At 63.0% G+C, this 21,361-nt stretch carries 25 protein-coding genes; 11 read left to right on the plus strand and 14 right to left on the minus strand.

All coding sequences use genetic code 11. The features are described 5' to 3' along the window. The first annotated feature begins 62 nt into the window (after positions 1–62). From NKI22_RS00390 to leuB, 3 genes are all read left to right on the plus strand, one after another. Entirely contained in the window at positions 63–446 is a 384-nt protein-coding gene (locus tag NKI22_RS00390) for a RidA family protein (protein WP_023721922.1), read from the plus strand. A gap of 51 nt (positions 447–497) precedes the next feature. After that, entirely contained in the window at positions 498–848 is a 351-nt protein-coding gene (locus NKI22_RS00395; protein WP_352817306.1) for a VOC family protein, read from the plus strand. A 140-nt stretch (positions 849–988) separates the two neighbouring features. Beyond that, positions 989–2,092, plus strand: coding sequence for a 3-isopropylmalate dehydrogenase (leuB, locus tag NKI22_RS00400; RefSeq protein WP_352495996.1), 1,104 nt, complete (start codon positions 989–991; stop codon positions 2,090–2,092). 58 nt (positions 2,093–2,150) lie between these two features. On the opposite strand, the gene NKI22_RS00405 is transcribed toward leuB, so the two are convergent. Together NKI22_RS00405 and NKI22_RS00410 are read right to left on the minus strand one after the other, a co-directional pair. After that, on the minus strand, positions 2,151–2,864 hold the full coding sequence (locus NKI22_RS00405) for a DUF805 domain-containing protein (protein WP_352481083.1): 714 nt from the start codon (positions 2,862–2,864) through the stop codon (positions 2,151–2,153). Positions 2,865–2,952: 88 nt separating this feature from the next. Then, positions 2,953–4,785 (minus strand): DEAD/DEAH box helicase, encoded by a 1,833-nt coding sequence (locus tag NKI22_RS00410; protein WP_352817229.1) that lies wholly within the window; start codon positions 4,783–4,785, stop codon positions 2,953–2,955. A gap of 200 nt (positions 4,786–4,985) precedes the next feature. On the opposite strand from NKI22_RS00410, the gene NKI22_RS00415 reads away from it, so the two are divergent. From NKI22_RS00415 to NKI22_RS00425, 3 genes are all read left to right on the plus strand, one after another. Beyond that, positions 4,986–5,135 (plus strand): hypothetical protein, encoded by a 150-nt coding sequence (locus NKI22_RS00415; protein WP_352817231.1) that lies wholly within the window; start codon positions 4,986–4,988, stop codon positions 5,133–5,135. A gap of 104 nt (positions 5,136–5,239) precedes the next feature. After that, positions 5,240–6,274, plus strand: a complete 1,035-nt coding sequence (locus NKI22_RS00420) for an aspartate-semialdehyde dehydrogenase (protein WP_023721916.1) — start codon at positions 5,240–5,242, stop codon at positions 6,272–6,274. Between the two features lie 159 nt (positions 6,275–6,433). After that, complete coding sequence (locus tag NKI22_RS00425; protein WP_352516117.1) at positions 6,434–6,817, plus strand: GNAT family N-acetyltransferase; 384 nt, start codon at positions 6,434–6,436, stop codon at positions 6,815–6,817. Positions 6,818–6,820: 3 nt separating this feature from the next. On the opposite strand, the gene NKI22_RS00430 is transcribed toward NKI22_RS00425, so the two are convergent. After that, positions 6,821–7,228 (minus strand): ACT domain-containing protein, encoded by a 408-nt coding sequence (locus NKI22_RS00430; protein WP_352481080.1) that lies wholly within the window; start codon positions 7,226–7,228, stop codon positions 6,821–6,823. Between the two features lie 297 nt (positions 7,229–7,525). On the opposite strand from NKI22_RS00430, the gene NKI22_RS00435 reads away from it, so the two are divergent. Both NKI22_RS00435 and NKI22_RS00440 read left to right on the plus strand, forming a co-directional pair. Continuing rightward, positions 7,526–7,936 (plus strand): DoxX family protein, encoded by a 411-nt coding sequence (locus NKI22_RS00435; protein ID WP_023721914.1) that lies wholly within the window; start codon positions 7,526–7,528, stop codon positions 7,934–7,936. 192 nt (positions 7,937–8,128) lie between these two features. After that, positions 8,129–8,392 (plus strand): YMGG-like glycine zipper-containing protein, encoded by a 264-nt coding sequence (locus NKI22_RS00440; protein ID WP_023680734.1) that lies wholly within the window; start codon positions 8,129–8,131, stop codon positions 8,390–8,392. A gap of 93 nt (positions 8,393–8,485) precedes the next feature. Here the strand turns inward: NKI22_RS00440 and rpsP are convergent, their stop codons facing one another. The 7 genes from rpsP to NKI22_RS00475 form a co-directional block, all read right to left on the minus strand. Then, complete coding sequence (rpsP, locus tag NKI22_RS00445; RefSeq protein WP_352817235.1) at positions 8,486–8,887, minus strand: 30S ribosomal protein S16; 402 nt, start codon at positions 8,885–8,887, stop codon at positions 8,486–8,488. A 51-nt stretch (positions 8,888–8,938) separates the two neighbouring features. Next, positions 8,939–9,265 (minus strand): chorismate mutase, encoded by a 327-nt coding sequence (locus NKI22_RS00450; RefSeq protein WP_023721912.1) that lies wholly within the window; start codon positions 9,263–9,265, stop codon positions 8,939–8,941. Between the two features lie 7 nt (positions 9,266–9,272). Further along, positions 9,273–10,883 (minus strand): signal recognition particle protein, encoded by a 1,611-nt coding sequence (gene ffh, locus NKI22_RS00455; protein WP_023721911.1) that lies wholly within the window; start codon positions 10,881–10,883, stop codon positions 9,273–9,275. A 312-nt stretch (positions 10,884–11,195) separates the two neighbouring features. Continuing rightward, positions 11,196–12,164 carry a CPBP family intramembrane glutamic endopeptidase gene (locus NKI22_RS00460; RefSeq protein ID WP_023721910.1) on the minus strand — a complete coding sequence of 323 codons (969 nt, stop codon included), beginning with the start codon at positions 12,162–12,164 and terminating at the stop codon, positions 11,196–11,198. Between the two features lie 147 nt (positions 12,165–12,311). Further along, complete coding sequence (locus tag NKI22_RS00465) at positions 12,312–12,914, minus strand: DUF1236 domain-containing protein (RefSeq protein ID WP_352817238.1); 603 nt, start codon at positions 12,912–12,914, stop codon at positions 12,312–12,314. Positions 12,915–12,977: 63 nt separating this feature from the next. Next, positions 12,978–14,075, minus strand: a complete 1,098-nt coding sequence (locus NKI22_RS00470; RefSeq protein ID WP_352481078.1) for a zinc-binding metallopeptidase family protein — start codon at positions 14,073–14,075, stop codon at positions 12,978–12,980. 90 nt (positions 14,076–14,165) lie between these two features. Continuing rightward, positions 14,166–15,413 carry a flavin monoamine oxidase family protein gene (locus NKI22_RS00475; protein ID WP_352495992.1) on the minus strand — a complete coding sequence of 416 codons (1,248 nt, stop codon included), beginning with the start codon at positions 15,411–15,413 and terminating at the stop codon, positions 14,166–14,168. Between the two features lie 185 nt (positions 15,414–15,598). Between NKI22_RS00475 and NKI22_RS00480 the strand changes: the two genes are divergently transcribed. Further along, the gene (locus NKI22_RS00480) at positions 15,599–16,399 is read left to right on the plus strand and encodes a lytic murein transglycosylase (RefSeq protein ID WP_023721906.1); all 801 of its coding nucleotides are present in this window, start codon (positions 15,599–15,601) and stop codon (positions 16,397–16,399) included. A 58-nt stretch (positions 16,400–16,457) separates the two neighbouring features. Here NKI22_RS00480 and NKI22_RS00485 read toward each other — a convergent pair whose 3' ends face one another. After that, complete coding sequence (locus tag NKI22_RS00485; RefSeq protein ID WP_352495991.1) at positions 16,458–16,952, minus strand: hypothetical protein; 495 nt, start codon at positions 16,950–16,952, stop codon at positions 16,458–16,460. Positions 16,953–16,965: 13 nt separating this feature from the next. Between NKI22_RS00485 and NKI22_RS00490 the strand changes: the two genes are divergently transcribed. After that, positions 16,966–17,346, plus strand: a complete 381-nt coding sequence (locus NKI22_RS00490) for a hypothetical protein (RefSeq protein ID WP_352516116.1) — start codon at positions 16,966–16,968, stop codon at positions 17,344–17,346. Between the two features lie 99 nt (positions 17,347–17,445). Here NKI22_RS00490 and NKI22_RS00495 read toward each other — a convergent pair whose 3' ends face one another. Beyond that, on the minus strand, positions 17,446–18,669 hold the full coding sequence (locus NKI22_RS00495; RefSeq protein WP_352481074.1) for an argininosuccinate synthase: 1,224 nt from the start codon (positions 18,667–18,669) through the stop codon (positions 17,446–17,448). Positions 18,670–18,847: 178 nt separating this feature from the next. Between NKI22_RS00495 and NKI22_RS00500 the strand changes: the two genes are divergently transcribed. Then, positions 18,848–19,489, plus strand: a complete 642-nt coding sequence (locus NKI22_RS00500; protein WP_023721902.1) for a LysE family translocator — start codon at positions 18,848–18,850, stop codon at positions 19,487–19,489. Here the strand turns inward: NKI22_RS00500 and NKI22_RS00505 are convergent. Both NKI22_RS00505 and rlmN read right to left on the minus strand, forming a co-directional pair. Continuing rightward, on the minus strand, positions 19,461–19,940 hold the full coding sequence (locus NKI22_RS00505; protein WP_023721901.1) for a hypothetical protein: 480 nt from the start codon (positions 19,938–19,940) through the stop codon (positions 19,461–19,463). The genes NKI22_RS00500 and NKI22_RS00505 overlap by 29 nt on opposite strands. Next, complete coding sequence (gene rlmN / locus NKI22_RS00510; RefSeq protein ID WP_352481073.1) at positions 19,937–21,169, minus strand: dual-specificity RNA methyltransferase RlmN; 1,233 nt, start codon at positions 21,167–21,169, stop codon at positions 19,937–19,939. The genes NKI22_RS00505 and rlmN overlap by 4 nt, the downstream gene beginning before the upstream one ends. Positions 21,170–21,361: the final 192 nt, after the last annotated feature.

Raw genomic sequence — 21,361 nt, forward strand, 5'->3', positions numbered from 1 at the left:
CTGGCCCATGGCGGGATCGGCTCGTTCCCTGCAAGATATCCGCGACGATTTGCGGAGGACCCATGCGAAAACTGATCTCCACCGGTTCGCCCTTCGAAAAGACCGCCGGCTATTCGCGCGCCGTGGTGCAGGGCGACTGGTGTTTCGTGTCCGGAACGACCGGCTACGATTATGCGACCATGTCGATGCCGGAGACCGTGGAGGCACAAACGCGCAATTGCCTGACGACGATCGCCAAGGCGTTGCGAGATGGCGGCTTCGAAATGGCTGACGTGGTGCGGGCACATTACTACATCACCGATGCGGCTTTCGTAGATGTGGTGTTCCCGATCCTCGGCGAGGCGTTTGGCGAGATCAGGCCGGCAGCAACGATGATCGTGTGCCAGCTCAACAAGCCGGAAATGAAGGTCGAGATCGAGGTGACGGCGCTGCGGCGCACAGCCTGATGCCTGTCACGGTTGCGACAACGACACGGTTAGCACGAGGATCGGCCCATGGTGAAGGTCAGACGCATCGTTGCAAACATAGACACGCAGGATATCGCGGCGGCAAAACCCTTCTATCAGGATGTGCTCGGCCTCGATCTCAAGATGGATATGGGCTGGATCGCTACCTATGGCTCGCAAGAGACGATGTCCGTGCAGGTCAGTTTCATGGCCGAAGGGGGATCAGGAACGCTGGTGCCGGACATCTCTATCGAAGTCGACGACGTCGATGCCTCGCTTGAAAGCATGAGGACGGCCGGCTTTATCATCGAGTACGGTCCGGCAGACGAACCCTGGGGCGTGCGGCGCTTCTTCGTGCGCGACCCGTTCGGCAGGCTGGTGAATATCCTTTCGCATCTGTAGACGTTTTGTCTTGAGCATCGGATTTTCCCAAAACCGGTTGCCACTTTTGGGTCCGATGCTCTGAACCGCAGGCTTGCGCGTCGGTCGCTTGGCGTTTAGCAAGGCCGCGTTCATGCGCTAAAATAATCGGGACGGTTCTCATGGCTTCGAAAAATCTTCTCCTGCTTGCCGGCGATGGCATCGGCCCCGAGGCGATGGCCGAGGTGAAGAAGCTGATCGCCGCGATGAACGACAAGCTCGGCAGCGATTTCGTCACCGATGAGGGCCTTGTCGGCGGCTGCGCTTACGACGCACATGGCGCGGCAATTTCCGATGCCGACATGGCCAAGGCAATGGCGGCGGACGCGGTGCTGTTTGGCGCCGTCGGCGGACCGAAATGGGATGCCGTGCCTTACGAGGTGCGCCCGGAGGCGGGTCTGCTGCGGCTGCGCAAGGACATGGAGCTGTTCGCCAATCTTCGACCCGCCATTTGCTATCCGGCGCTGGCGGCGTCCTCCTCGCTCAAGCAGGAGGTGGTCGAGGGGCTCGATATCCTCATCGTGCGCGAGCTCACCGGCGGCGTCTATTTCGGTGAGCCGAAGCAGATCATCGATCTCGGCAACGGCCAGAAGCGCGGTATCGACACCCAGGTCTACGATACTTTCGAGATCGAGCGCATTTCGGGCGTTGCCTTCGAATTGGCACGCACGCGCAAGAACCACGTCACCTCGATGGAAAAGCGCAATGTGATGAAATCGGGCGTGCTGTGGAACGAGGTCGTCAGCCAGACGCAAAAGGCCAGGTATGCCGACGTCAAGCTCGACCATATGCTCGCCGATGCCGGCGGCATGCAGCTGGTGCGCTGGCCCAAGCAGTTCGATGTCATCGTCACCGACAATCTGTTCGGCGACATGCTGTCCGACATCGCCGCCATGCTGACCGGCTCGATCGGCATGCTGCCGTCGGCCTCGCTCGGCGCGCCGGATGCGAAGACAAAAAAGCGCAAGGCGCTCTACGAGCCGGTGCATGGCTCGGCGCCCGACATCGCCGGCAAGGGCATCGCCAATCCGATCGCCATGATCGCCTCCTTCGCCATGTGCATGCGCTATTCCTTCGGCATGGTGACTGAAGCCGACAAGCTCGAAGGTGCGATCGCCGCCGTGCTCGACGACGGCCTGCGCACCAGGGATATTCATTCGCCGGGGATGACCGAGGTCGGCACCGCTGAGATGGGCGACGCGATCATCGCCAAGTTCCTGGGCTGATCCTGTGTAGGTCGACGTCCGCTGGGCGACTGCCGCCGATGCGGCGGCACTCCCGCGGTTAGATTTGGACACCCGCCGGCACCGGACCCCACTGGTTTTCACGCGGCTGGGTCGGGATCAGCGCAAAGATCAGGATGATCACGGTGCCGAAGGTCGGGATCAGGAAAAGCAGGAAGAGCCAGCCGGTCAGGCCGATATCGTGCAGGCGGCGCACGTTGAGCCCGAACCACGGCAGGGCTGTCGCCAGCAGGAAGAGGCCGCAAAGGCCGACCGTCACTGCCGGCAATTCACTGTTGTCGAGATTGCCCATGGCGTCGTCGATGAAGACGCCGAATCCTATCGCCACGATCAGCGCGATCGTCCAGAACAGGCAATAGCCCCAATATTCCTTGCGGCGGGCACGGCCGGCGAAGTTGAAATAATTTTCGGTCAGGCCACGCGAGAAGTAGCTCCACAGGCCGGTGGATTCGGCGGTTTGATTTTCAGCGGAACGGCCGAAATGTTGCGGCTGACGTGCCGCGGGCGCATTGCCGGCCTGAGATGGGGCGGCGGTTGCAGCGGAGGCACGGGCGGGTGCACTGGCAGGTTGGGCGTGGATCGAAAAAACATCGCGTGCCCGTCCGCCAGCCGGCTGGAATTCGACGGTCGTGCCTCCGGCAACCGACGCTTGGCGGCGCAAGTCCTCGCGCGCGAAGCTGTAGCGGTTGCCATCGGCCCCGGTAATGAAACCGAAGGCCTGGTCCTCGTCATAGTGAAGAACTTCGCCGCGCATGTCCTGCCCACCCCATTGCCCTGCCCCAGACTGTGCAAAGTTCCGGTAGACCGCAAGGGGCGTGCGCGAAATGGAAGGGGCAGGCTATTCACCCCGGCCGTTTCTTCGATTTCTTGTGTTTCGCCGGTCCGCCTTCGAATCTCGCCTTGGCCGGTTTGCCGGCCCAGGGCTTTGCCTCGAATGCCGGGCGCTGGTCAGCCGGTGCGCGCTTCTCGAATTTGGGCGTGTTCTGATCGAATGTCCGCTTGCCGCGGTGGGGCTTCTTGTCGGGGCGCGGCTCCTGATAGCCGGCCCGCGACAGATCGGGCGTGCCGTCCAGCCGCTTGACCGCAATGTTGCCCTGCAGCTTGCGGTCGGGGCCGATCGCGGCGAGGAAGCGCTCGGCCCAGTCCGCCGCGATCTGCACGAAGGTTTCTTCCGGCTGCATCTTGATGGCGCCGATCTCGCGCTTGGAGATGCCGCCTGTCCGGCACAGCATCGGGATCAGCCAGCGCGGCTCGGCATTCTGCCGGCGTCCGACCGACAGCGAGAACCAGACGCTGTCGCCGAAATCGTCGCGGCGGCTCGGTGCCTCGTCCCGGCGCGCAAATTTTTCGCCCGACGGCGTGAACGGTGCGACGTCGAGAAGGTCCTCCGGCGCCGAGCGGCTGGAGCGGCACATCCGTACGAAGGCTGCGGCGACCTGTTCCGGCCCGTGCTGATCGAGAAGCGCCTGGACGAAGCCGCGCTCCTCATCCTTCATAGGCTCGCTGAGGACCGGGTCGGCGAGAATGCGCTCGTCATCGCGCCGTATCACGTCGTCGGCCGAGGGCGGGCTCGCCCAGGTCGCCGCAAGGCCGGCACTTTGCAGCAGCCGCTCGGTGCGCTTGCGGGCATTGTTCGGCACGATCAGCGCGCTGACGCCCTTGCGCCCCGCCCGTCCCGTTCGCCCGCTTCGGTGCAGAAGCGTCTCCGGGTTGGTCGGCAAGTCGGCATGGATCACCAGCTCGAGGTTGGGCAGGTCGATGCCACGCGCCGCGACGTCAGTGGCGATGCAGACCTTGGCGCGGCCGTCGCGCATCGCCTGCAGCGCGTGGCTGCGCTCGTTCTGGCTCAGCTCGCCGGACAGTGCCACGACGGAAAAGTTGCGGTTGTTGAAGCGCGCTGTCAGGTGATTGACGGCGGCACGCGTGTTGCAGAACACCAGCGCGTTCTTCGCCTCATAGTACCGCAGCACGTTGATGATGGCGTTTTCGCGGTCGGCCTGCGCGACGCCCAGCGCCCGGTATTCGATGTCGAGATGCTGCTTCTCCTCGCCCGAGGCCGAGATGCGCACGGCATCGCGCTGGTAGCCCTTGGCCAGCGTGGCGATGGAGCGCGGCACGGTCGCGGAAAACATCAACGTGCGGCGCTCGGCAGGGGCGGCGTCGAGGATGAATTCCAGGTCCTCGCGAAAGCCGAGATCGAGCATCTCGTCGGCCTCGTCGAGCACGACTGCCTTGAGCGCCGACATGTCGAGAGAATTGCGGGTGATGTGGTCGCGCAGGCGGCCGGGCGTGCCGACGACGATATGGGCGCCACGCTCCAGCGCGCGTCGCTCGGTGCGCATGTCCATGCCGCCGACGCAGGACGACACCGTGGCGCCTGTCAGCTCGTAGAGCCATTCCAGCTCGCGCGTCACCTGCAGGGCCAGCTCCCGCGTCGGCGCCACGGCCAGCGCCAGGGGTGCCGCCGCGTGGGAAAAGCGCTCCGCGCCGTCGAGCAGCGTCGGCGCCAAGGCCAGTCCGAAAGCGACGGTCTTGCCGGAGCCGGTCTGGGCTGAAACCAGCGCATCGGCCTGACCGAGCTCAAGAACCGCTTTCTGCACCGGTGTCAGCTCGACATAGCCGCGTTTTTCCAGCGCCTTTGCCAGCACGGGGACAATAGCTTCGAAGTTGGACATATGCTTCTTTCGAAATTCGGATTCTTAAATGCCCGGCGACGGGTCTGATGTCGGCAAGCGCCACGACGGGCGCCACGAGCCAAACGATGCCCGTTCGTACTTCGTGCCGCCCTCGTTGTACAGGGCGGGCGATCCGCCTGGTTGCGATTGACTCCTTACGCAAACCGCGTAAAAGCCGGCACCGAACGGGATAGTTTTCGATGCGCGGCCTTTTGATGGCGCTTCTTGCCTTCGACATCCCCGGCCCCAATGCGAACCATTGGGCCGGACGTCTCGGTGCGCCTTTCCGTTCCAGCAAAACCACGTTCTTGGTCAAAAAAACCGGTAAAACGACCAACAAAACGGTCTGATTCCCTTGGCCTAACCACCCTCTCCCGGGTCCGGCCCGGGGTGAAACCCGCATTGGCCGGCGGGTTTTCTCCAGAAACCGAGCGGAGAGGGACAGGAGATTTCGATGAGTTTCAAGGTTGCGATCGTCGGCGCCACGGGCAATGTGGGCCGGGAAATGCTCAACATACTGGAAGAGCGCGGCTTTCCGGTGAGCGAGGTGGTGGCGCTGGCCTCGCGGCGCAGCCAGGGCACGGAAGTGTCGTTCGGCGACCGCACGCTGAAGGTCCGGACGCTCGACCAATATGATTTTTCCGACACCGACATCTGCATCATGTCGGCCGGCGGCAACGTCTCCAAGGAATGGTCGCCGAAGATCGGCAAGCAGGGCTGCGTCGTCATCGATAATTCATCGGCCTTCCGCTACGACCAGGACGTGCCGCTGATCGTTCCCGAAGTGAACCCGGATGCGATTTCGCTGTTCACACGCAAGAACATCATTGCCAACCCGAACTGCTCGACGGCGCAGCTGGTCGTGGCGCTGAAGCCGCTGCATGACTTCGCCACCATAAAGCGCGTCGTCGTCGCCACCTACCAGTCGGTCTCCGGCGCCGGTAAGGAAGGCATGGACGAACTGTTCACGCAGACGCGGGCGGTGTTCGTCGCCGATTCCGTCGACGTCAAGAAGTTCACCAAGCGCATCGCCTTCAACGTCATCCCGCATATCGACGTCTTCCTCGACGACGGCTTCACCAAGGAAGAATGGAAGATGGTGGCCGAGACCAAGAAGATGCTCGATCCCAAGATCAAGCTGACGGCGACCTGCGTGCGGGTGCCGGTGTTCATCGGCCATTCGGAAGCGGTCAACATCGAGTTCGAGAAGCCGATCACCGCCGATGAGGCGCGCGAGATCCTGCGCGAGGCGCCGGGCTGCCAGGTCATCGACAAGCGCGAGGACGGCGGCTACATCACGCCGCTGGAATCGGCTGGCGAGGACGCCACCTTCATCTCGCGCATCCGCGAGGATTCGACCATCGACAACGGCCTGTCGATGTGGATCGTCTCCGACAATCTGCGCAAAGGCGCGGCACTCAACGCGGTTCAGATCGCGGAGCTGCTGGTCGAGCGCGGGCTGATCCAGCCAAAGAAGAAGGCGGCATAACTTCTCGCTCACGGGCCGCATCGCCGCTTCGCGGCTGGCCCTCCGCGGGGGCGCCGGACGGCCGGCGGCCCGCGGTCGCAGGCTTGTGAGATGAGCATTGCGACTAAAATCGCGCTGCGTCCGGCTAACGGGTCGGACGCAGGCGCAATTGCCAGGATCATGCGCGCAGCGCTTTCGTCGTTCGACTGGATGCCGGTCCTGCATACACCGGATGAGGATATGGCCTTCATCAGCGGCACCGTGCTGGCGCAGCAGCACGTGACGGTCGCCGAAATCGACGCGGCCATTGTTGGCTTTGTCGCCGTTGCAGGAGAATGGGTCGAGCAGCTCTATCTGGATCCTGCCTGGACTGGCCAAGGCATCGGCGCCCGGCTGCTGACACAAGCAACCGCGAATTTGCCGGTTGTGAAATTGCATTGCTTTCAGTCGAACTCAGGCGCTCGGCGCTTCTACGAGCGCCATGGCTTTCGCGCGGAAGCTTTGGGCAACGGCACGAACAATGAAGAGCGATTGCCCGACATTTTGTACGTCCGAAGGCATTGATCCTTATCGTGCGGCGTCCGCAGCGAGTTTCTGCAAAACATCCAGCGCCTCCTCCGCCCGGTCGGCGGGCACGAACAGGTGATCGTGGTAGAAGGCCGAGACCGGATTGACGCCGATGCCGGCGGTGGCCAGCCGCGCGGTGATGGCGGCGAGGAAGCCGACCGCTTCCAGCGACGAATGGACGTTCAGCGTCAGCATCCGGCAGCGGAACACGGTTTTCAGGCCAGCGGTCTTGGCCTGGTCTTCAAGCACGATCAGCGTCATGCCCTCGTGCTCGCGAAACAGCATTACCGGATCGAGCTGGTCGGGAACGGCCGCATCAGGTGGCAACGTGGTGAAGACATGAACGCCGGCAAGCAACTCCGGCGTCATTGCCGCCAGCAACTTTTTCAGGTCGGTCTCTCCGGCCATCGCTTACTTTCGTTGTGCGATTAGGCGGCTGCTGCCGTCGCTTACTTTCGTTGTGCGATTAGGCGGCTGCTGCCGTCGAGCGCTCGGGAGATACCCTTACGGATTTCCAATAACGCCCTCCACCTCACCTCGCAAGGTGGACTTGGCCAGGTTGGTTGCTGGCTGAACTTGCACATCCAAGGTCGCCGTCCCCGGAGTGAAAAAGCACTGGAGGCATGTCGGATGGCCGTCATGGGACGCGTCCTTGGTTCGAGCTGGCAGAAAAGCCAGTGCTCGCAACGACCGGAGGGAACATCAATGACCAAGTCTCAGGCAGCATCCGTCTCACCGCGCGCCCTCTGGGCCGGTCGCGTGCTCAGCGCCGTCATCGTGCTGTTCATGATCTTCGACGGCGTCATCAAGCTACCGCCGCTCGAAATCGTCACCCAGACCATGGTGCAGCTCGGCTGGCCAGCCGATGCCAATGTCTCGCGCATGCTCGGCATCATTGGATTGGTCTCGACAGCACTTTATGTACTGCCGCGCACCTCGGTGCTCGGCGCCATCCTGCTCACCGCCTATCTCGGCGGCGCCATCGCCACGCATGTGCGTATCGGCAGCCCTTTGTTCTCGCATATGCTGTTCGGCGTCTACCTCGGCGCCATCCTCTGGGGCGGCCTGTATCTGCGCGATCCAAGGGTGCGCGCGCTGATCCCGTTCAGCCAATAGCAGCGACTTCCAAAGCCGTTCGATGGCGGCCACGCCGCCAGAGAGGGCGCTGTCTGCCGCCGCCTTTCTTCTCTTTGGATCAAATCGAGCGCCGCCCGGTCTGCTGCCGATCTTCTTCTTTGGATCAAATTGGCTGGTTGCGAGTTAGGGGGCGCAGCGGCGAGGACGGCACCCTGTTGGAGAGGAACGACAATGAAAAAGGTGATGATCTTGATGGCCCTGCTGGTGCCGCTCGGTGCCTGCTCCCGTACTGAGCAAGGCGCGGCCGTTGGTGGCCTGGGCGGTGCGGCGGTCGGCGCCGCAGTGGCCGGCAACCCGACCAAGGGCGCGGTGATCGGCGGTGCGGCCGGCGCCTTGGCCGGTGCGCTGATCGGCCGTGCCAGCGAAAGCGGCCAGTGCCGTTATCGCGATCGCAATGGCCGTGTCTACGTTGCGAGTTGCCCGGAAGGCTATTGATCGGGCCGCATCATACGGATGGACAGCAAAACGGCGGGCAAAGGCCCGCCGTTTTGTGACTGGTCAGCCGTTTTGTGAAGGGCAATCGATGACTTATTCGGCGCTGGCGGCTTCCGCCTCGGCCGGCGCGGCGGAAGCGGCGGCAACAGCGGCTGCAGCTTCCTCCTGCGCCTTCTTCAGCAGGGCTGCGCGCTCTTGCGCCTTCTTGCCGGGCTCGGCCTTCTTCGGGTTGGCGCGGGCTTCGCGCTTGGCGAGGGCGGCCTCGTCGAGGAAGCGCAGCACGCGGTCGGTCGGCTGGGCGCCGTGCGACAGCCAATGCTTGACGCGCTCGGCGTCAACCTTGACGCGTTCGCCGTCCTTGGGCAGCAGCGGGTTCCACGAGCCAAGCGACTCGATGAAACGGCCGTCGCGCGGCGAACGGGCATCGGCGACGACGACGTGGTAATAGGGACGCTTCTTCGAGCCCGCACGGGCCAGTCGGATTTTCAGTGGCATTTCTTTTCTCCTAAAAAGCTCTGATTTGGTTGATCGGTTGGTGGCTGGTCCTCAGCCGGTTTTCGTTATGCCGTTGGATGCGGCGATCTGCTCGTGATGGCGGATCACTTCGCGGACGACGAAGTTCAGGAATTTTTCCGCGAAATCCGGGTCGAGATGGGCGTCCTTCGCCAGTTGGCGAAGACGGGCGATCTGCTGCTGCTCGCGTGCCGGATCGGCAGGCGGCAGGCCATGCTCCGCCTTCAGCACGCCGACCGCCTTGGTGCAGCGGAAGCGCTCGGCCAGCATGTGGATCAGCGCCGCGTCGATGTTGTCGATCGAGGCGCGATAATTGACCAGCGCCGCGCGCGCGTCAGCCATGTCCTTTTCTTCGTTCATGGCGCCCTCATTTCTTCTTGCCGAGGCCAGGCAGCCCGCCGCCGGATCCCGGCAAACCAGGGAGCTTCATGCCGCCGGGCAAGCCAGGCAGGCCACCGCCAGCGGGAAAGCCGCCGGGCAGGCCCTTCATGCCGCCGAGCCCGGCCGCCTGTGCCTGCTTCTGCAAGGCCTCGAGCTGCTTGGGGTCCATCTTGGACAGATCGGGCATGCCGCCGCCCATCATGCCGCCTTGGCCGCCCATGCCGGGCATCATGCCGCCGAGCCCCATCTTGGAAGCGAGGCCGCCCATCATGCCGCGCATCAGGCCGCCACCTTTGCCCTTGCCGCCCATCGCCTTCATCATGTCGGCCATGCCGCGATGCATCTTCAACAGCTTGTTGATTTCGGCCGCGTCGGTGCCCGAGCCGGCGGCGATGCGCTTCTTGCGCGAGTGCTTCAGAATATCGGGATTGGCGCGCTCGGCCTTGGTCATCGACGAGATGATGGCGAGCTGGCGGCCGAACATCTTGTCGTCGAGACCGGCGGCGGCCATCTGGTCCTTCATCTTGCCCATGCCCGGCATCATGCCCATGATGCCGCCCATGCCACCCATTTTCGACATTTGCTGAAGCTGGCCGGCGAGGTCGTTCAGGTCGAACTTGCCCGACTGCATCTTCTTGGCCATCGCCGCCGCCTGCTCGGCGTCGATGTTCTCGGCTGCCTTTTCGACGAGGCTGACGATGTCGCCCATGCCGAGGATGCGGTCGGCGATGCGCTTGGGGTGGAATTCCTCCAGCGCGTCCATTTTTTCGCCGATGCCGATCAGCTTGATCGGCTTGCCGGTGACGGCGCGCATCGAGAGTGCTGCGCCACCGCGACCGTCGCCGTCCATGCGGGTCAGCACGAGGCCGGTGATGCCAACACGCTCATCGAAGCTTTTCGCCAGATTGACGGCGTCCTGGCCGGTCAGCGAATCGGCAACCAGCAGGATCTCGTGCGGCGACGACACCTTCTTGATGTCGGCCATCTCGACCATCAACGGCTCGTCGATGTGCGTACGGCCGGCGGTGTCGAGGATGACGATGTCGTGGCCGCCGAGCTTTGCCGCCTGCACGGCGCGGCGGGCGATGTCGACTGGCGTCTGGCCGGCGACGATCGGCAGCGTCGCGACCTTGACCTGCTCGCCGAGCTGACGGAGCTGCTCTTGCGCGGCGGGACGCCGCGTGTCGAGCGAGGCCATCAAGACCTTCTTGTTCTGGCGCTCGGCCAACCGCTTGGCGATCTTGGCCGAGGTCGTCGTCTTGCCGGAACCTTGCAGGCCGACCATCATGATGACGACCGGAGCCGGCGCATTGAGGTCGATGGCGACGCCCTCGGCGCCGAGCATCTCGACCAGCTCGTCATGGACGATCTTGACGACCATCTGGCCGGGCTTGATCGACTTGACCACGGCGGCGCCGACGGCCTTCTCGCGCACCTTGTCGGTGAAGGAACGCACCACTTCCAGCGCCACGTCGGCCTCGAGCAGCGCGCGGCGCACCTCGCGCAGCGCCGCCGAGACATCCGCCTCCGACAAGGCGCCGCGGCCGGTGAGGCCGTTCAGGATCGAACCAAGACGTTCCTGTAGCGATTCAAACATTCTTTTTCCTTTTCCCTGGCACCCGGATGATGCCCGAGAGGTAATGCGTTCGCGCCAGCTGTCCAAGCAAAAGCCGGTCCGGGCAAAAGCCCAAAGCCAAAAAGCACCCGGGGGCGCACAGCGCTGCCGGGTGTTGGCCTCCGGGATCGATTTACAGCACTTCACCTCAAAGAGGTTTCGGCGTCCCGGTCGGTTTGCTCGGAGGAATACTCGTCGCGGAATTTCGCGGCGTGTAGACAGGAAATCGGCCGCGGAGTCAAGCTTTGGTCAGGCTTTGCGCCAAATATGCTCAGGACAACCAGGCAAGGCGCATCAGCGCACGCTGCTGGCGCGCGCCATATCCGGCTCGACCTTCAGCGGGGAGCGCGGATGCAAAAGCAGCAGAACGGTCAACAGGCTGCTGACGATGCCGATCGCGGCGATGAGGACGGCGTCTGAAGTCGTCCAGCCGGCGGCTTCGAGCGGCTTGGCGTTGAACAGGGCGAAGGAATTATAGCTTTGCTGGTGCGAAATCAGCAGGAAGCCGGTCAGATTGTTGCCGAGATGGGCGCCGAAGCCGGCACCGAGATTGCCGGTTGCATAGACCAGAAGCGTCAGCAGCAGCGCAAAGGCGGCGATCGAGGCCAGCACGCAGGCATTGATCGCGGCGCTCGAGCCTGGGCTCCAATGTAGCGAGGTGAACAGCAATCCCGGCAGCAGCGCCCAGATGAAAGGGTTCTGGAACCGGCTCGCCAGGCCCCTGAGCAGATAACCGCGAAACAGCATCTCCTCCGACGAGGTCTGCAGAAAGGTCAGCGCAGCGATCGGGATCAGGAACAAAAGCCACGAGGACAGGCCGATCGTACCGCGCGCAATATCGGGCTGCAGGCCGTAAAGCAGGATCTCGGAAAGCAGCGAGGTGATCAGCACGGCGGCCAGCCCTTTCAGGAACCCCGACCATGAAATGCGCCGGCTGACGCCGATCAGGGCCGTCAGCTTCTCGCGATGGATCCAGCGCATGGCAGCCCAAAGGCCGAGCCAGATTCCGGCAAACGAAGCCAGCGCCGCGAGGATGCCCGCTGGAGAGGCCATGAAATCCTGCACCGCTCCTCCACCTGGCGGGGCGGTGCCAGACGACGCCTGCCAAACGGCAAAGGCATAGGTGCCGCCGAACAGCACGGCGGCAGTGATTCCGAGCCAGAACAGGATGACGACGACCGTTCCAAGCAGAAGGCGCGGCAAAGTGGTCTTCTCGTTGGCGGTGTGCCGGTACTGTTGGAAGGCGGTCGGGTCGATCGTCACGCGGGCTCGCTGGCTGGTGCTTCGGCTCGCATGATCTAGAGCATCGGACGCAAAAGTGGAAACCGGTATTGCAGCGGCAATGCCGGCTTGTGGCAATGTCGGGGTGTGAGCGGCCGCCATTACAGGGCGACCGCCCTGTTTTGCGCGTCAGCGCACGACGTACACGATACGCCGGCTGCTCGGATCGACCAGCGCCGGCTGGCCGTTCACATAGACGTAGCGATAATCATAATCGGGTATCTCGCGCAGCTCGACGGTGTCGGGCAACATCGCGCCGGTAACCACCTCGCCTTCGAGATAGACCGGATCGAGCCGGTTCGTTTCGACATAGGTGCGGATTTCCGCCGGCGGCCGCCGGATGGGCTCGATCGCCTCGCCGGCAACGATCGCTCCGGTATAGCTGTCGGAATATTCGGCGCTATCGGCAGGCGGTGTCACAACGGCAATGTCGGCGCCGGCCGGACGCTGTGTCAGGACCACACGGCTGCCGCCGAAATCGGCCGTCACATAGTCGGAATAGACCCAGCCTTGGCCGTTGGCCTCGGCGATGGTGCACCATTTGCTGTTGGCGATGCAGCCGTCGAGCGTCGCCGACTGGCCGGCCGCGAGTACCCCGATGACCGGATATTGCGGGCCGGGGCCGGCGCGTACATTGAGATCGGTGATGGCCGAGACGGCGGTTTCGGCCAAAGCAGAGCCCGACATCGCTATGAGCGCTCCGGCCACCGCCGGAAACAATATGCATTTCATGGTTTTCTCTCCGTTTCACAGTCCCTCGGGACCGAAAACGAAGCAAAGCGGCATGCGTTCCGGCTAAAAAGCCTCCGCCGGCTCACGATTTGTTCCAATAGTTTTCGGCAGGTCAGTCAAAAGCTCGTGAACAAAAGCAAGCTTTTGCGCCGCCACGTCGGAGATTACGAAGGGATACAGATCGGGCAGGCCCATGCAGCGGTTGATCGAGTTGGAAGCTTCCGACAGCACCAGCCAGCGGTCGAGGATCTTTTCGAAAGGCTCCGGCCTGGTGGCGGGTTCCGATGGTGCCGGCTGCAGCTCGCCGCCGGTATCGGCGCGCGGCAGCTCGTTGGCTTCGACGGTCTCCAGCCGGCCGAGCGGGAAATTCAGCGCATGCACCATCTCCAGCGTGTCGGTGATGTGCATGTGATGCGCCCATGTCTCGGCCCAGTCCTCCCACGGGTGCGACGTCGCATAGGCCGAGATATGGCGCTGCTGCCAGTCGGGCGGCGCGCCATCGGCGTAATAGGTCTTCAGCGCTTGTTCGTAGCCGGCGCGTTCGTCGCCGAACAAAGCGCGAAAACCGGCAAGCTTTTGCGGATCGTCACGGATCAGGCGGTCCCAATAGTAATGGCCGAGCTCATGGCGGAAATGGCCGAGCAGCGTGCGGTAGTTCTCGCCCATCTCGACGCGCCGCCGCTCGCGCTCAGCCGAGTCCGCCTCGGCGACGTTGAGCGTGATCAGGCCGTTGTCATGGCCGGTCAGGATACGCTCGCCACCGGGACCGCCACCGATAGGATCGGCAAGAAAATCGAAAGCGAGGCCGATCTCGTCGCCGGGATTCTGCTTGGATGCGACCGGCAGGCCGAAGGCGAGCAGCGAATAGACGGCACGCTTCTTTGCCGCCTCGACACGGATCCAGCGGCGGCGATTGCCGTCGACCGACAGATCCGGGATCAGCTGGTTCAGCGTGCAGGCGCGGCAGAAGGCGTGGCCAGGCTCCGCCATCCAGTTGCAGGCGCATTCGTCGGCGTTGGTGCATTGGAAGATGTCGTCGATGCCGGACAGCACAAAACGCGCATGCTCGGGATCATAGAGCACGAGGCTGGCGCAGTTCAGGCATTGCGCGTTCTCGAAATAGAGACGGTGGCCGCAATGCGGGCAGTCGAAAAGCTTCATTGGCGTCTCAAATCATTCGAAATGCGGAGGACGAGGCGAACAGGACAAGGCCAAACGCCTGTCACCGGCCCACGTTCCTGCCGGCCGATGCTATTTTGCCGCAAGCTGGGCCACGACCTCCCTGGCCACTGCCTCGCCCGACAATCTGGCGCCGCCGCAGGTCTGCATCAGCGGACCGGCCAAATGCTCGCCGGCGAAGAAGATCTTTTCCGCCACCGGCTGCATCAGCGTGGCGCGCGCTTGCGAGCGGCCGGGCCGCGCCGCCGCATAGGCGCCGCGCACAAACCGCTCAGCGCCCCAATTGGTCATCATTGCGCGTCCGACATGCTTTCGTACGTCGCCGCCAAAGATGCCGCAGAGCCGGTCGACGACGAAGTCGATGCCGGCCGCCTCGCCCGCCGCCGACATCTCCCAAGCGAAATCGCCGCCGACGAAACCGACCATCAAATCGAAGTCGAAGGGAAAGCAGAGGAAGTAGATGTCGTGCCGGGCCAGCCGCTCGATCAGCAAATCGTCGAACGGCTCCAAGCCAAGCCTCGTGCCGGATATTTCGACCGGCAGCTTGGTCAGCATGCCCATCGGCAGATCGAAGAAGGCAGCGAAATGCCCATCGGGGAGTGCGGGCGAGAACGCAATCTCCTCGAAGGCGAGCACTGCCGGCGAGGCGGTGACGATGACAGCCTTGGCGCGGATGGTACCGCGATCCGTGACGCAGGCTACGCCCGGCCCATCCCAGAGGATCTTGCGCACCGGCGTCGACAGCTCCACCGGCACGTCGGCGCCGAAGCGCGCAACCAGCGTGCCGAAGCCTTCCCTGGTGAAATAGTTCGGATCGAGATCGGCGGCGGCCTGAAAGTCGCGGATCGATATCTCGTCCTCGTCGGCGCCGAAATCCATCGGCCCCGCGAAGGTTGCGGCGGCGCGCGGCGCGTGGCCTTTGGCGAGCAATGCCGAAAGGCGGTCATCGTCGCCTTCCCTCACCTGACGTGCCGCCACCAGTTCGAGCAGTCTTGCGTCGGCCACCTTCATCGCGGCCTCTTCGGCTTCGCTTGCCTTTCGCTCGCGGTAGTAGAGATGATCGACATTCATGTCGTGGTGATGAAGCGTCCAGGCGGCGGCTTTCGCCTCGGGAAAGTAGGGATTGCGGTCTGCCGCATGCAGCCAGGCGCAGCCGATGTCGAACGGCACGCCGAAATGCTGGTCGCTGGTCCAGGCGCGGCCGCCGACGCGGTTCATCGCTTCTAACAATTTGAAGGAAAAACCGGCGGCGCGCAGGGTCTTGGCAGCCGAAAGTCCGGCCGAACCGGCGCCGACGATCACGACATCAACGTCTTTCATGCTTATTCTGTCCCCGCCACAATAATTACTTGATCGTAGGCAAATTCCCGGGCATCCGCCAGTGTGGTGGATTTGAAGTTCCTGCTGTATTGAGTGCATCGGCGCAGCGCCGGGACAGTGACAAGCAGGTGTTTCGCTGGCAAATTCGCAATTGGGAACGTGATTCAGGCAACCAGGAGAGCAGCATGGCATTTCTTGCCAAGGGGAAGATGTTTGTAGTGGCCACGGTGGTGGCGGTGCTTGCGCTGGCGACGGGCGCGCAGGCGGCGGCCAGTTGTGGCAAAAACGGCGCCGGCTTCGAGGCGTGGAAACCGGAGTTTGCCGCGGAGGCCAAGGCCGACGGTGTCGGCTCGAAGGGTCTGGCCGCTCTGGCTCGCGCAACCTACGCGACAAAGACGATCTCCGTCGACCGCGCCATCCATAAGGCTTTCAGCGGCTCGGTCGAAGCTTTCATGAAGCGCCGTGGCGCGTCCGCGATCATTGCCAGGGGCCGTGCGCTGAAGAAGGCCAATGCGGCGCTGTTCGACAAGATCGAACGGAATTACGGCGTGTCGCCGGGTGTGTTGATCGCCATCTGGGGTATGGAGACGGGCTTCGGTTCCGCCATGGGCAACCAGAATACGGTCTCTGCCATTTTAACGCTCGCCTATGATTGCCGCCGTCCGGAGTTCTTCTATCCCCATGCCATTGCAGCCCTGAAGCTGGTCGATCGCGGAGCGTTGAGCGCCTCGTCGGTCGGTGCCGCACATGGCGAGATCGGCCACACGCAGTTCCTGCCCGGAAATGTTTTGACGTATGGCGTCGGCAACAAAAATCTGCGCGACAAGAGCACTGCGTTGGCTTCCACGGCCAACTTCCTCAAGGGCCATGGTTGGCGGGCCGGAGCGAGCGCGCAGGCGAATATGGGCGCAATCGCTGGCTGGAATTCCGCTAGCGTCTATCAACAGGCCATCGCCCGCATGGCCACAGCCATCGATGCCGACTGACAGAAATCTCTATTCGATAGAATGATTCGACAGAAAGCCCGGCCATGCGCCGGGCTTTCTATTTCACGTCGAGCGCGTAGGAGCAGCCGGCGAGAACCTTGCCGGGATGTGAATTAACGGTTGAGACATTGAGCGCAATGTGCGTGGAAAATGTCATGCCGTCGGCTTCCTCGCTGCTTTCGACGAGCACCTTCTCGCCAAGGAATTTGTCCGGTGTCGAGATTTGCGCTGTGACGCCGAGCGCTCGAGCGAGATCGGGCGCGGAAACATCGTCAAACACCGCCATCGGCCCGGTCGCGGTAAGGACGACGGCCGCCGTTTCGCGCCCGAAGACGCCGACCGTGGCCGGCAGCTCGTATTGCCTGAGGAAAGGATTGCCGGCGGTGACTTCCTTCCAGCCAAGTTTTTCCGCCGCGCCGGGCTCACCGCTCAGCCACAAGGCGAATCCGTTATAGGCCGGCACGTCGGCCCTGCATTCAATCAGCGCGGCGAGGTCGAGCGAGGTGGGATCGAATTCCTCCGCTCCGGCTGCTGCCAGGCCCGCCAGCAACATCAGCGGAAGTCGCGTGGCGCGTCGCAAACTAACCATCGCCGACCTGTCACTTGCCTTTGATGACCTTCCAGATGTCGGTGGATTGGTCGAGCTGAAGGCTGTTTATGTCGGAGAAGCCAATTCGGCCGCTGCGCACCGCATCGCCCAAGCGCCGGCAGAAGAGGCTCGGCATGCGTTCCTGAGAAACGCCCATGAAGGCTGCGATCTCATGTTTGAACGTAATGGTCCATGTAGCGACAGCGGCGATGCATCCCGCCTGGGGATCCTTCTTCGTGATGTCCTGTCCGGTCTGGCAGCCCGCCAGAATGCCGATCATCGCCGTCAAAATCAAAAGACCAAGTCGCATTATTACAGCCCCATTGCCCAAAAAAACAATTGGACAATCCGGCCATGAGGTCAAGCAAGAAAAGCTCTGCAGCTGTCATTAGAAACAACTACATTAGCTCACTAAGAGTATGGATCCAGGCTAAGCAGGATTTTCATGAATATATACTTAGCCTTTACGACCACGCGCCGCCAGCGTGCGCAGCCTCAGCGCATTGAGGCGGATGAAACCTTCGGCATCTTTCTGGTCGTAGGCGCCGCGGTCGTCCTCGAAGGTGACCAGCGCGTCGGAATAGAGCGTCTTCCTCGACTTGCGGCCGGTGACAATGACGTTGCCCTTGTAGAGCTTCAGCCGCACGATGCCTTCGACGTCTTCCTGGCTGTTGTCGATCATCGCCTGCAGCATCAGCCGCTCGGGCGCGAACCAGAAGCCGTTATAGATCAGCTCGGCATAACGCGGCATGAACTCGTCCTTGAGATGGGCGGCACCGCGGTCCAGCGTGATCGATTCGATCGCCCGGTGGGCCGATATCAGGATGGTGCCGCCGGGGGTCTCGTAGACGCCGCGCGATTTCATGCCGACGAAACGGTTCTCGACCAGATCGAGCCGGCCGATGCCATTGTCGCGGCCGAGATCGTTCAGCGCCGCCAGCATCGTTGCCGGCGACAGTTTCTTGCCGTTGAGCGCGACGGGATCGCCCTTGAGGAATTCGATTTCGATCTCTGTGACCTCATCCGGCGCATCCATCGGCGAGATGGTGCGCTGGTGGACGAATTCCGGCGGCTCGCTCCACGGGTCTTCCAGCACCTTGCCCTCGGAGGAGGAATGCAGCAGGTTGGCGTCGACCGAGAACGGCGCATCGCCCTTCTTGTCCTTCGGCACCGGAATCTGGTGCTGCTCGGCGAAATTGATCAGATCGGTGCGCGACTTGAACGACCAGTCGCGCCAGGGCGCGATGACCTTGATGTCGGGGTTGAGCGCATAGGCCGAGAGTTCGAAACGCACCTGATCGTTGCCCTTGCCGGTGGCGCCATGGGCGATCGCATCGGCGCCGGTCTCCCTGGCGATCTCGACAAGATGTTTCGAGATCAGTGGCCGGGCGATCGAGGTGCCGAGCAGATAGGTGCCTTCATAGACAGCGTTGGCGCGGAACATCGGAAAGACGAAATCGGATACGAACTCCTCGCGGACATCGACGATGCGAATATCCTTGATGCCCATCATCTCGGCCTTGCGCCTAGCCGGCTCCAGTTCGCCACCCTGGCCTAGATCGGCGGTGAAGGTCACGACCTCGGCGCCGAGCTCGGTCTGCAGCCATTTCAGGATGATCGAGGTGTCAAGGCCGCCAGAATAGGCGAGCACGACTTTCTTGACGGCTTTTGCTTTCGACATGGTGGGCGGTTCCGCGACAGGATTCTTGCGGGCGAGGTATCACGGCGTTTCGGGGCTGCGCAAGGGAGGAACAGGCGCCTGGGAGCCGCAAGCGCTGGACCAGACGCCGTGGCGGCGAGATGCTGGCGTCGGCGAGGCGCCTGCGCTATAGGCTGCGCCTTCTTGTCCGAGGCCGCCAATGTCCTTCATTCCCGACAACGCTACGCTTATCCAATTCGCCATCGCGACGGTGATCCTGGCGATTACGCCTGGGCCGGACATGACGCTGTTCGTGTCGCGCACGCTGAGCCAGGGCCGCGCCACCGGCTTCGCCTCGATGGCCGGCGCGCTGTGCGGCACGCTGATCCACACCACGTTGGTGGTGGTCGGCGTCTCGGCGCTGATCGTCGCCTCGCCGATGGCGTTCTTCGTGCTGAAGATTTTCGGCGCCGGCTATCTGGTCTTCCTGGCCTGGCAGGCGATCACAAAAGGGTCGGCGTTTTCACCGGAGAAGAAGAGCGGGCCGCAGATATCGCTGGTTCGCAGCTGGGCGGCGGGGCTCGGCGTCAATCTGCTCAATCCGAAGATCATCCTGTTCTTCATGACCTTCCTGCCGCAATTCGTCTCCGCGCATGATCCCAATGCGCCGGGAAAGCTGTTCTTCCTCGGCGCGATGTTCGTCGTGCTGTCGGTCCCGGTGACAGCGCCGATGGTGCTGGCGGCGGAAAAATTCTCGGCGGCGATGAAAGCCAGCCCGCGCGTGACGCGCGTCGTCGACTATCTGTTTGCCGGAGTTTTTTCGGCCTTCGCGCTCAAGATCCTGACGGCCCAGGCGAAATAGGGCGTCCGATTTGACGCCAGCTCCCAGCCGAGCGGCCGGCGCTCAGCCAGTAGAAAATACCGCCGACCATGCCGCAGCCGATCACCGCCAGCATGACGCTTGTGTTGGTAACCTCGAAATTGGCGTCGTTCGTCTGGTGGACGAAGCCGAGGAAGACCGCCGCCACCGCCGCGCCCGCCAGTGCATAGAACAGCCAGTCGCGCCGGCCGAGGATTTCGGAAACCAGGATGGCGATCGCCGCCGGCATGAAAGCGAAATAGGCGACGAACAGCGCGACGAAGGGGACGGAAAAATAGAGGGAAGCCGTCGCCGCCGGCGGTGCCTGCTCCGGCGTGTAGCCCAGGGACGCCAGAAACATGATATTGAGAAATGCGCTGGCCGCCAGCGAGGCGACGCCATAACCGATCAGGATGACGGCGAAGCGGATCAGATAGGCGACGACGCGATTCACGCCTCGCCGTGCCCTGCGATCATCATCGCTTCCAGCGCCAGCCGGTCGACTTTGCGCATGCGCTCGGAGTCCGATTTGAGCTGGCCGCAGGCGGCGAGGATGTCGCGGCCGCGCGGCGTGCGGATCGGCGAGGCATAGCCGGCATTGTTGATGTAGTCGGCGAATTTCTCGATCGTCTCCCAGTCCGAGCACTGGTAGTTGGTGCCCGGCCACGGATTGAACGGGATCAGATTGATCTTGGCCGGGATGCCCTTGAGCAGCTTGATCAGCGCCTTGGCGTCCTCGATGGAATCATTGACGTCCTTTAGCATCACATATTCGAAGGTGATGCGCTTGGCGTTGGACAGGCCGGGATAGGCACGGCAGGCAGCGATCAGCTCGTTGAGCGGATACTTCTTGTTGATCGGTACCAAAAGGTCACGCAGATCGTCATTGGTAGCGTGCAGCGAGATTGCCAGCATGACGCCGATCTCTTCGCCGGTGCGGAAGATTTCGGGCACGACGCCCGAGGTCGACAGCGTGATGCGCCTCTTCGACAGGGAAAGCCCGTCGCCGTCGGATGCAATCAGCAGCGCCTTCTTCACCGCCTCGAAATTGTAGAGCGGCTCACCCATGCCCATCATGACGACGTTGGACACTTTCCGGCCCTCGGCCGGCACGATGGCGCCGTCGGGCGTGTCGCGGTCGGGGAAATCGCCGAGCCGGTCGCGAGCTGTCAAAAGCTGGGCGAGGATTTCTTCCGCCGTCAGGTTGCGCACCAGCTTTTGCGTGCCGGTGTGGCAGAAGGAGCAGGTCAGGGTGCAGCCGACCTGCGAGGAGATGCAGAGCGTGCCGCGGCCTTCTTCGGGAATGTAGACGGTCTCGATCTCGACCGGCCGGCCGGCGCCGCGCGGCGGAAAGCGGAACAGCCATTTGCGCGTGCCGTCGGAGGAAATCTGCTCCTCGACGATCTCGGGCCTGGCAACGGTGAAATGCCTGTCCAGTGCGGCGCGCAAATCCTTGGAGATGTTGAACATGCCGGCAAAATCGGAAACGCCGCGCACATAGATCCAGTGCCAGAGCTGCTGGGCGCGCATCTTCGCCTGGCGCTCCGGCACGATGCCGGCGGCGACGAGGGCGGCCCCGAGTTCGGCGCGCGTCAAGCCGATCAGCGACGGCTTTTCAGGCGTCGTGCGGGTGCGCAACGCGTCACGCGCGCCTTCGGCGGTAAGATCGAATGAAAGGGTCATTGTTGCGCCAATATAAGCGATTTGCGGCCGATTACAGCATCGTGCCCGAAATGAAGCGCGGCGCATAGCACAGGTTGATGGCGGAGTCATGCAGGGGGTTCTTCCTTCTCCCCTTGTGGGAGAAGGTGGCCGAGCGAAGCTCGGTCGGATGAGGGGTGTTCCAGCTTGGCATCCCCTGCACTCCGTCCAGCA

Origin of the sequence: Mesorhizobium sp. M0778 (genome assembly GCF_040320105.1) — a bacterium.
Taxonomy (GTDB): domain Bacteria; phylum Pseudomonadota; class Alphaproteobacteria; order Rhizobiales; family Rhizobiaceae; genus Mesorhizobium.